Here is a 7,331-nt window from a genome sequence, read left to right as displayed (position 1 = left end):
AGTTCGGCGGCGGCATGGGCATGGAACTACGCAGCTTCTACGGCAACGTCATGTTCTCCATCGGCCCCAACAACGAACTCGGCGGACCCAACAACACCGCCTGCCACTTCGACATCCCCATGCGCGGAAACTCCCTCTACCTCGACGACGACCTCATCGTCGACGCCGGCGAGCTCACCGTGCCCGAGATGCGCCCGGCGAGCCGTCGATGATCCCCGGTGCGGGGCACCTGTTCGGCGGGTGCGGGTGAGCGGTGGGATGCACGGACCGGACACGGACGAGACCTACGCCCGCGCCGGCTTCGGCGCGCGGGTGCGCCGCGGGACGCGGCCGGCGATCGTGACAGTCGACCTGGTCAACGGCTTCACCGACCCGGACTTCCCGACCGGAGCGGAGCTCTCCGCCGTCGACGCCCTCCAGTCCGGCTATCCCGTGCTGGTGCCGCGCCAGTGCGTCGGGGACCGGGCCGCCGGACCGCACGACGCAGCCGCACCCGCTGCCACGCCGTTCGGTCGTGGTTGGGCCAGAACCTGGGCGCCGTCCGGCTGCCGAACTACCCTCGGTCCGCGCCCCGGCGCGGGACACCACCACACCGCACAGCCCGGAAGGGGTCAGCCGTGCGCGTACCGAACCGCAGACGGCACGTCGCCGCCGCCCGCGAACAGTTCCTGTCGTCGGGTTCCGTGGCCCGCACGGCCGTGGGCGACACGATCCTCACGTCATGGCAGCGCTCCCGCATCGCGGGCGTCGACATCGACCAGCCCGTCGTGCCCTACGACGAGGCCATCGACCTGCACAGCCGACTTGCGCGATGCGCCGAACCGGTCATGTCGCGGCTGCAGGAGCAGCTCGACGACATCCCGGTCAGCGTCGTGCTCACCGACGCCCAGGGCCGGTTGATCGACCGCAAGGACAGCGAGCGCAGGCTCGCCCGGATCTTCGACACCGTCTACTTCGCACCGGGCTTCAGCTACGCCGAGGCCGATGTCGGCACGAACGGTGTGGGCACCGCGCTCGAGGACGGCCGGGCGGTGTTCGTGTGCGGACCCGAGCACTTCAACGAGCGCAGCATGCCGTTCGCGTGTGCCGGCGCACCGATCCGCAACCCGCTGAGCCGCCGGATCGAGGGGCTGATCGACCTCAGCTGCCTGGCCGAGGACGCGAACCCCATGATGCGGGCGCTCGTCCATCAGGCGGCCCTCGACATCGAACGCCTGCTGCTCGAGGACGGCAGCAGGCAGCAGCGTCTCGTGCTCGAGGAGTTCCTCGCCGCGTGCGGACGCAGCGGTGGTGCGGTGCTGTCGGTCAGCGGGGAGGTCGTCATGGCCAACCGGCGGGCCTCGGCGCTGCTCACGTCCGCGGACGAGGAGATGCTGCGGCTCGCCGCCGCCGATGCCCGCCAGCTCGCCCCGGGCACCGTGATCGAGATGTCGCTCGGGGGCCGATGGGCCCACGTGCGTTGCCACCCCGTCACCCAGGGCCGCGAGCTCGCCGGTGCCGTGTTCGAGGTCCACCTCGCCGACGGGCGGCAGCCGCGCCGATCCGGCCGGACCTGCCCGCCGACCGGGCTTCCCGGGGTGGCCGGTCGTTCCGCCCAGTGGCAGGACGCGTGCACGCAGGTTCGCCTCGCCGCGCGTGGCCGCTCACGGTTGCTGATCGTCGGTGAGCCCGGTGTCGGCAAGCTCGCGCTGGTCCGGGCCGCCCACCATGAGCACACACCTGCCGCCGGCCTGACCGTCCTCGACTGCGCGGACGCCGCCCTCCCGCGCGTCGACGACCTCGTCCCGGGAGACCGGACGACGTCGGCGACCGTCGTGCTCCGCCACCTCGACCGGCTCGCCCCAGATGCCGTCGAGCGGGCCGCCGACCTGCTCGACGCGCTGGCACACGCGCCGGCGGCGCCCTGGGTCGTCGCCACGGTCGGGTCCGCCACCGATGACCGCCTGCTCCGCCGATTCGCGACCTCGGTCACCGTTCCCCCGCTGCGTCACCGCCTCGACGACCTTCCCGCGCTCGTGGCGCTCCTGCTGAAACGCCTCGCGCCGGGACGCGACGTGGACTGCGCTGCCGAGGCCATGCGCGTCCTGGAGCGCAACGCCTGGCCCGGCAACGTCACCGAACTCGAGCACGGGCTGCGGGCCGCGCTGTCCCGTCGGCCCGCTGGACAGCTCCGCAGCGAGGATCTCCCGCCGACCTGCTTCACCACGAGCCGGCGCGTCCTCACGCCGATCGAGGCGCTGCAGCGTGACGCCATCATCCAGGCCCTCAACGACGCCGAGGGCAACCGGAAGAAGGCCGCGCAGGAACTGGGGATGTCCCGGTCCTCGCTCTACCGCAAGATCCACGCGTTCGGGATCACCGGCCTGCACGCGTGATGAGCGCGCCCCTGTGTGAGCCTGCTACCTCACGGCCGCGAACCCCGTCAGCGTCCCGTCCGCGGTGCGGGCGAGGACGACCAGCACGTGATCTCGTCGGAACTTCTCCAGGTCCGGCGTCGAACCGTTCCCGTCGGAGATGACGGTGCGTATCGCCGGGTTGCTGTTCCCGACGGCACCATCGCGGTAGTCGACCTTGTCGAACCGGACGACGACCCCCCGGGAGTCCTCGAATGCTTCGACGATGTAGCCGACGTCCGTCGGGGCCGACACCGGGCCGTCCTCGGTGGCCGGCACGTCGGCGAGGGCGACGACCGGTTCGACCGTCGCCGATACCGCAGGCGGCATCGAGGAGAGGCGAACGCCGTCGAGTAGGGCCGCGGCCGCGGCCATGTCGTCGTCCGGGCCGACTACGGCGCTCACCACGGTGGTCCCGCCACCGAGACGAACCTGTACGTAGCGGAACCGGGCCCCCTCGCTGCAGGTGACGTCCCAGGCGTCGCGCTCGACGCCGCCCACGTCTCGGCGGGAGACCTCCGAGACGGACTCGATGTACCCGGACCCGAGCTGGCCGCAGTCCTGTCCCACGGCCGGCGCCGACTCCGGTGCCACCCCTGCCGGGTTGAACCGTGCGACGACCCGGCCGTCGACGCGTACCGCCCGGTATCCGGAGGGGATCCCCGCCTCGAACGGACGGTAGACGTCGACCTCGCCGTCGGGCACCGGGATCTGCAACCCACTGTGGTCGACGACCCGGCCGCCGGCGGAGTCGTGCACCACACCTTCGGGGACGACGCCCCATCCCGCGAACTCGACTCCCGCCGTCGTCCCCGTCCGGTAGCCGTTCGGCTCCTTCCGTGTCCCCGGGCTGTAGAAGTCCTCACCGCCGTCGTCGATCCGCACGGTGCGCGGTTCCCCGCCGACGAGGACGTCGACCTCGACGAACCACCGGATGCTCTCCTCCGGCAGTGAGGTGTGGAGGACGAGCGAAACGGGCTCGTGCTCCTTCAACGCGATCGCGAACCCGTCCGCGAACTGGGTGACCGGCGATTCCGGCACCGTCGGATCGGTGGAGTGGCGGACCGCCTCCGCGACCTCGATCGCCGGGCCGTCGGGTTCTCCGCGGAGATCGAAGGCGAAACCGATCGGCGACAGCTCACCGGCTCCGGGACACCACAGCGCCGCGTCGCCGTCCGCCGGCCCGCGTTGCGTGACCCGCGCCCTCATACCGGTGACGACGATGCCGTCCTTCGCCTCCCCGCTCATGACCAGGCGCTGGATCCGCTCGTCAACCGGGATCGCCCCCGCCTGCACGCCCTGATCCCACAGCAGATCGCAGTCGGTGGTGTCGGCGACGGCCGCCGGCACCGTCGATGCATCCGGCGCGACCAGCGTGAACCCGTTGTACGCGGGCTGCTCCACCGGCGAGAACGACGCGACGACCGGGTTCCGCTCGGACAGCCACGACCTGACCGCGTCGACGTTCAGCGTCACGAGCGCGCCGACGACGGCGCTCACGACGGTGCCGACCACCCAGAGGATCGCCCTGCGGTTCCGCCGCGGCGCGGGGGTCTCCACGGGGTTCGCGACCCGCGGCCGCGGCGCGGCACCCGCAACCCGCCGGCGCATCGAGGTACGGCGTCGCCCGCCGGCCGGAGGTGGCACCGTGCGCTCCCGTCGTCGCGATACGACTCGCCGGGCACCCCGGTCGCGTTACTGCGTGCGGCTCGGGTCCGGCCGCTCGCCGCGCGGAGTCGTGCCGGGACGCGGCGCGCAGCGGTCGCTAGGACGTTCCGGCCTTCTTCGCGTACACCCCGGCGAGCAGGGCGATCCCGATGATCGCGAAGAGCAGCTGGAGGCCGTGTCGGATCCAGTCGAACCCGAACGTGTCAGCCACGCCGAACAGCGTGGCCACGTAGTTGCCGATGATCGCGGCCACGATGCCGACCAGGATGGTCAGCCACAGCGGCACGGGCTGCTTCCCGCGCAGGAACAACTTGGCGAGCACGCCCAGGATGAGTCCGACGATGATCGCGCCGATGATGCTGTAGCCGAAGATCATCATGCCCTCCCGCTGACTCGGGCGCAACTGCCCGGAGAGCATGTAGATACCACGAGATCACGGCGGGTGCAGCTAACGCGACCGAATCGGCGCCAAGGTGCGTTTCCGCGCGCCGCCGGAGGGACGGGATCGACCACGTCACGGGTGCGAGGGTGCCGGCGGAGCATGCGCGGGGTGCCGGCGTCAGTGTCCTCGGTGGCGCATCCTCATCGGCAGGACCAGCCACAGCGCGACGACCGTCCCGACCAGCACGGCGACCGCCGTCACGGCGATGGCCCGGCCTGCGGTGAGGTCGAGGACGAGGAGCAACGCCGAGACGAGCGTGACCGCGAGCCCGGCGACCCCCGCGGAGGCGGCGAGGTGGCCCGCCGTCACCAGCTCCGGCTTGCGGCCTCGCTGGAACAGCACCCGGTGCGCCGCAACGGGCATCACCAGCAGGGCCGAGGACAGGGCGGCCGCGAGCAGCGTGACGACGAAGACGGCGTGCTGGAAGGCGTCCAGCGCACCGAAGCGCGCGGAGAACGCGAGCGCGAGCAGGAAGCCGAACAGGATGTGGACGCTGGTCAGGAGGACACGCAGCTCCTGCAGGAGTTCGGCGAAGTTCCGGTCGGCCCGCTGCAGGGGTGCTTCCGAGCGGTGGTGGTGGTTCCACTCGTCGCACATGCCGGGGGACCGGGAGACGCGGGAGGCGGTGGTCGGGTCGGGCACAGGCTGGCTCCTTTCCCGGAGCAGGTACCCGAATCGCCCGGTCCTACACGCCCGCTGCAGGCGCCGTTGTGGCGGATACGCCCGGTGCACACCCCCGGAGACGACCCGGCCGCCCGGCCCCGGTCGCCGCCCGGCGGCACCGGCCCGGTGGCACCGCGGCCGAGGGAGGCTGATTCCGGGCGGTCAGGGATGCGACGGCGCCGGGCCCGCCTCCGGCACCAGGAACGCGATCTCGTCGTCGTAGCACCAGAACCACTCCTCGCCCGGCTCGAACGAGCGGACGATCGGGTGGCCGGTCCCGCGGTGGTGGCCGGTGGCGTGCCGGCTTGGCGAGCTGTCGCAACAGCCGACGTGACCGCAGCTCTGGCACATCCGCAGGTGCACCCACCGGCCCCCGGTCGCCAGGCACTCCTGGCAGCCCGGCCCGCTCGGGCCGACCGCCCGGATCGTGTCCAGGTGCCCGCATTGCTCGGCCATCGGCTGCCTCCCGGGTCGGTGATCGGTTCCCGCGACCCTACGCGCGCGCGTCGGCGCCGATGGGTGGCGAGCGTGCTGACCTGCGGTGCGCCGCACGGTGTCGCCGGATTGCCCCGGAAAGGCAGCACGTTGACAGGGCGTCGACGAGCCGCGCGCTCCTCCGGCCGCTGCCAGCGCCGCGCCCGGCGGTGTCGAGGACGAGCGCGCCCGTGGTTGCCGCTCCCTGGCCGACTGTCCACTGCAGTCGACGACCCGCCCGGCAACGACGACGGAAGGCGGGGCGACGTGACGTGTGGAAGCGGCCGATGGTCGGGGGCCGGCGCGGGGAGATGTCGCCGCCGCCCTGACGTGCAGTGGATGGGGTTCTGCCGGGTGGGCGTCGGCTGTCGTGTGGCGCGTGCCCGCGGGTCCTCCAGTTCTGCTGCGCGGAGTGCGTGTCGGCCGGTCGCCGAATGGGTGCTGAGCTGCGCCGATCGGCCTATCTTCGAACTATTGTTCGACTAGACTGAATGGTGTGATCCCCGATCGGCTGGCCGCCGCGCACCGCCTGCTGGAGCAGGCCGGCGCGGAGCTGGCCGCCGTCTGCGGGCCGGCCGCGGGGGATGAGGAGCTGCTGGGCCTGTTGAGCGTGTGCGAGGGCGCGGTCCGGATGTTGGAGCGGGTCTCGGTCGGCGCGATCGCGGATCTGGAGCGCCGTGGGGTGTTCGCCGAGCGCGGCTACCGGTCCACGGTGACCGCGTTGGCGGATCTGCTGGGGTGGGAGCGCGGCGACGCGCGGCGGCTGGTGGTGGCGGAGCAGGCGTGCGCGCGGGTCGCACTCGACGGCGCGGTGCTGCCCGCGCGGCTGGCGGCGACGGCGGTGGTGTTCGCCGCCGGGCAGTGCTCGGCCCGTCAGGTCGAGGTGGTCGCGCGTGTGCTCGGGTCGGACGCCGCGCGACGGTTGGCGCCGGAGGTGTGGGCGGCAGCGGAGGAACAGATCGCCGCGAAGGCGGGGGACTACTCGCCCACGGATCTGCAGGTGTGGGGCACCGCGCTGGTGGAGGCGCTGGACGCCGACGGCCCCGAACCCGACGACCGGCCCGATCCGGTGGTGAACGAGCTGTTCCTGACCCGCAACCCGTCCGGTTCCGGCGGGAAGATCAAGGGCCGGTTCGACGATCCGGTGATGTTCGACGCGATCGCCACAGTGGTCGATGCAGGTGCCCGCCCGACCGACGCCGCGGACGCGCAGGAGCGGCCGCTGGGGCGGCGGCAGGCCGAGGCGTTGGCCGACGCCTGCGGCTACGTGCTCGACCACGCAGACCTGCCCGCCACCAGTGGGGAACGCCCGCACTTGTCGGTGGTCGTGCGGCTGGAGGACCTGGAGAACCGCGCCCGCGCCGCCTGCCTCGACCTCGGCGGCACGCTCACCCCCGAGGGGCTGCGGATGCTGGCCTGTGACGCCCGCGTCGTCCCGGTCGTGCTCGGCGGGGCCGGGCAGCCGCTCGACGTCGGCCGCGCCACCCGGGTCGTCCCGGACGGGCTACGCCGCGCAGTCGCCGCCCGCGACCGCGGCTGCGCCCGCTGCGGGCGCCCACCGTCATGGTGCGAGATCCACCACCTGACACCGTGGGAACACGGCGGCACCACCGCGATCGACAACCTCGCCATGGTCTGCCGCGGCTGTCACGTGCGCCACGAGGCGCTGTCTGTTCCGAACGGAGGTGGAA

General features: G+C 72.7%; 6 protein-coding genes and 1 pseudogene. 3 read left to right on the top strand and 4 right to left on the bottom strand.

Annotated features, from left to right (window positions below):
• A pseudogene (locus AB7F12_RS31520) lies at nucleotides 1-212 on the top strand (leucyl aminopeptidase); the annotation flags it as partial.
• 405 nt (nucleotides 213-617) lie between these two features.
• Nucleotides 618-2,375, top strand: a complete 1,758-nt coding sequence (locus AB7F12_RS31515; RefSeq protein WP_428502644.1) for a sigma-54-dependent Fis family transcriptional regulator — start codon at nucleotides 618-620, stop codon at nucleotides 2,373-2,375.
• Nucleotides 2,376-2,399: 24 nt separating this feature from the next.
• On the opposite strand, the gene AB7F12_RS31510 is transcribed toward AB7F12_RS31515, so the two are convergent.
• The 4 genes from AB7F12_RS31510 to AB7F12_RS31495 all read right to left on the bottom strand — a co-directional run bounded on the left by AB7F12_RS31510 (nucleotide 2,400) and on the right by AB7F12_RS31495 (nucleotide 5,622).
• A complete protein-coding gene (locus AB7F12_RS31510) occupies nucleotides 2,400-3,908 on the bottom strand; it encodes a hypothetical protein (protein ID WP_428518073.1) in 1,509 nt (502 codons plus the stop codon).
• Nucleotides 3,909-4,158: 250 nt separating this feature from the next.
• Nucleotides 4,159-4,479, bottom strand: coding sequence for a GlsB/YeaQ/YmgE family stress response membrane protein (locus tag AB7F12_RS31505; protein WP_428502646.1), 321 nt, complete (start codon nucleotides 4,477-4,479; stop codon nucleotides 4,159-4,161).
• A gap of 141 nt (nucleotides 4,480-4,620) precedes the next feature.
• Nucleotides 4,621-5,145: a DUF6328 family protein gene (locus AB7F12_RS31500; protein ID WP_428502647.1), complete on the bottom strand. Its 525-nt coding sequence runs from the start codon at nucleotides 5,143-5,145 to the stop codon at nucleotides 4,621-4,623.
• Between the two features lie 183 nt (nucleotides 5,146-5,328).
• Nucleotides 5,329-5,622: a UBP-type zinc finger domain-containing protein gene (locus AB7F12_RS31495; protein WP_428502648.1), complete on the bottom strand. Its 294-nt coding sequence runs from the start codon at nucleotides 5,620-5,622 to the stop codon at nucleotides 5,329-5,331.
• A 514-nt stretch (nucleotides 5,623-6,136) separates the two neighbouring features.
• On the opposite strand from AB7F12_RS31495, the gene AB7F12_RS31490 reads away from it, so the two are divergent.
• Nucleotides 6,137-7,331, top strand: a 1,195-nt coding sequence (locus AB7F12_RS31490) for a DUF222 domain-containing protein (RefSeq protein ID WP_428518071.1), incomplete at its 3' end; no start/stop codon positions are given.

It is taken from the genome of Pseudonocardia sp. (assembly GCF_050250275.1).
GTDB lineage: Bacteria > Actinomycetota > Actinomycetes > Mycobacteriales > Pseudonocardiaceae > Pseudonocardia.
Note: the sequence above shows the minus strand (reverse complement) of the source record. Positions and strands in the feature narration are given on the sequence as shown.

Coding starts and splice junctions, on each gene's coding strand:
- AB7F12_RS31505 (WP_428502646.1), bottom strand. CDS start 4,479: ATGCTCTCCGGGCAGTTGCGCCCGAGTCAGCGGGAGGGCATGATGATC.
- AB7F12_RS31495 (WP_428502648.1), bottom strand. CDS start 5,622: ATGGCCGAGCAATGCGGGCACCTGGACACGATCCGGGCGGTCGGCCCG.